The organism is Terriglobales bacterium (assembly GCA_035543055.1).
GTDB lineage: Bacteria > Acidobacteriota > Terriglobia > Terriglobales > Acidobacteriaceae > JAIQFD01.
This window is the reverse complement of sequence record DATKKJ010000071.1, coordinates 1-2,355: the sequence shown is the minus strand read 5'-3', so window position 1 is coordinate 2,355 and position 2,355 is coordinate 1. Positions and strand designations below refer to the sequence as shown.

Here is a 2,355-nt window from a genome sequence, read left to right as displayed (position 1 = left end):
CCGGGTGAAGGACGCCAAGATGTTCGACCACATCTCTTACATGGATGTGGTGAAGAAGGGCCTGAAAGTCATGGATCTGACCGCCATCACCATGGCGCAGGAGAACAACATCCCCATCGTCATCTTCAACTTGAACAAGCGCGGGAACATCAAGCGGGTGGTGACCGGGGAAAAGGTCGGCTCGCTCATAAACGCGTAGATCCTTCGCTACGCTCACACCTGCATCACTTCTTTCTCTTTTCCCTTGCTCAGGTCCTCCATCTTCTTGATCTCGTCGTCGGTCAGCTTCTGCAGTTCGTCGTGGGAGCGGCGCTCCTCGTCCTCGGTGATCTTCTTGTCCTTGAGCGCCTTCTTGATGATCTCGTTGCCGTCGCGGCGGATGTTGCGCACCGCGGTGCGGTGCTCCTCCAGGGCCTTGTGCAGGTGCTTGACCATCTCCTTGCGGCGTTCCTCGGTCAGGGCCGGCACCGGCACCCGGATGATCTTGCCGTCGTTCATCGGGTTCAGGCCGAGGTCGGCGCTGCGGATCGCCTTCTCGATGGCCCCCAGAGCGGTGGGATCGAAGGGGGTGACCGTGATGAGCTGTGCTTCCGGCGCGTGCACCTGCGCCACCTGGTTCAGCGGCAGCTCCGAGCCGTAGTACTCCACTTTCACACTGTCCACCATGTGGACGTTCGCGCGACCGGTGCGGGTGGCTGCCAGTTCCTTGCGGAAGTCCTCGACCGCCTTCTCCATGCGGTTCCGGAGCTGATGGAATGCGTCTTTCAATGCGGGCATCGAAGCCATGGTGGGCTGGGCCATCGGATAGCGCCTCGGATGAGATTTTGGAGAGCCCTGCATTATAACGAAGAGTTCTCTGTTCGGAGTCATCCTGAGGGCCTTCAGGCCCGAAGGATCTAGCGTGCAGCGCAAAGCATCGGAAGTGCACGCGAGATGCTTCGCGGCTGAAGCCGCTCAGCATGACGCCGTCAATCTCCGAACCTCCCCTATAATGGACATCCAGATGAAGAAGGTCGTCCACGCCGCCTGCCCGCACGATTGCCCCGATGCCTGTGGTGTACTCATCACTGTGGAAGACGGGCGGGCGACCAGGATCCAGGGCGACCCCAAGCATCCGGTGACCCGCGGCTTCCTGTGCGCCAAGGTGGCGAAGTACCTGGACCGCGTGTACTCGCCGGACCGGGTGCTGTATCCCATGCGACGGATCGCGCCTAAGGGTGCCGGGCCGAGGGCGGCCGGGCTACAAGAACCGTGGAAACGCATCACCTGGGACGAGGCGCTGGACGAGATCGCGGCCCGTTTTCGCGCCATCGCCGGCGAGTTCGGCCCCGAGGCCATCCTTCCCTACTCCTACGGCGGCACGCTGGGCACGCTCAACGGAGCTGCAATGGATCGCCGGTTCTTCCATCGCCTGGGCGCGTCGCAACTGGACCGCACCATCTGCTCGACGACCGGGACGGAAGGCATCAAGTCGGTGCTCGGCATCAAGATCGGCACCGAGCCCGAGCAGTTCGCGCACTCGAAATACATCATCGCCTGGGCCGCCAACATCCACGGCAACAACGTGCACCTGTGGCCCTTCATCGAGGAGGCGCGGCGCAAGGGCGCCAAGCTGGTGGTCATCGACCCCTACAGGACGCGCACCGCCGCCTGCGCCGACTGGCACCTGCCCATCAATCCGGGCACCGATGTGGCTCTGGCGCTGGGCATGATGCACGTGATCATCGGCGAGAACCTCCACGACGCCGATTACGTGGCGCGCTACACCAAGGGATTCGAGCAGCTCCGGGAGCGGGTGGAGGAGTATCCGCCGCAGCGGGTGGCGCAGTGGACGGGGATCTCGGCCGACGACATCGTCAAGCTGGCGCGGGAGTACGCCACCCTCCGCCCAGCCGCCATCCGGCTGAACTACGGCATCCAGCGCTGCGACAACGGCGGCACGGCGGTGCGCTGCGTCACCATGCTGCCCTGCATCACCGGCTCGTGGAAGGAAGTGGGCGGCGGGCTGCAGCTCTCCACCGGCGGCGCCTACACCTTCAACAAGCAGCACTTGGAGCGTCCCGACCTGATGAACACGGCGCTGGGCCGCCCGGCGCGCGTCATCAACATGATCGAGATCGGCAAGGTGCTGAACACGCTGGCCGACCCGCCCATCAAGGCGCTGTTCGTCTACAACTCGAACCCGGTGGCGGTCGCGCCCAACCACCACGCGGTGGTGCGCGGCTTCGCGCGCCCCGACCTGTTCACCGTGGTCCACGAGCAGTTCCTCACCGATACCACTGACTACGCCGACATGGTGCTGCCCGCCACGACATTTTTCGAGCAGAGGGACCTGCAGACCGGCTACGGCCACTA

General features: G+C 63.9%; 3 protein-coding genes. 2 read left to right on the top strand and 1 reads right to left on the bottom strand.

Annotated features, from left to right (window positions below; translation table 11 throughout):
- Positions 1-199 (top strand): hypothetical protein (locus tag VMS96_05830; protein HVP42930.1); only part of this gene is annotated, 199 nt, incomplete at its 5' end.
- Between the two features lie 14 nt (positions 200-213).
- Here VMS96_05830 and frr read toward each other — a convergent pair.
- Complete coding sequence (frr, locus tag VMS96_05825; protein HVP42929.1) at positions 214-801, bottom strand: ribosome recycling factor; 588 nt, start codon at positions 799-801, stop codon at positions 214-216.
- Between the two features lie 202 nt (positions 802-1,003).
- Here frr and VMS96_05820 point away from each other — a divergent pair.
- Positions 1,004-2,355 (top strand): molybdopterin-dependent oxidoreductase (locus VMS96_05820; protein HVP42928.1); only part of this gene is annotated, 1,352 nt, incomplete at its 3' end.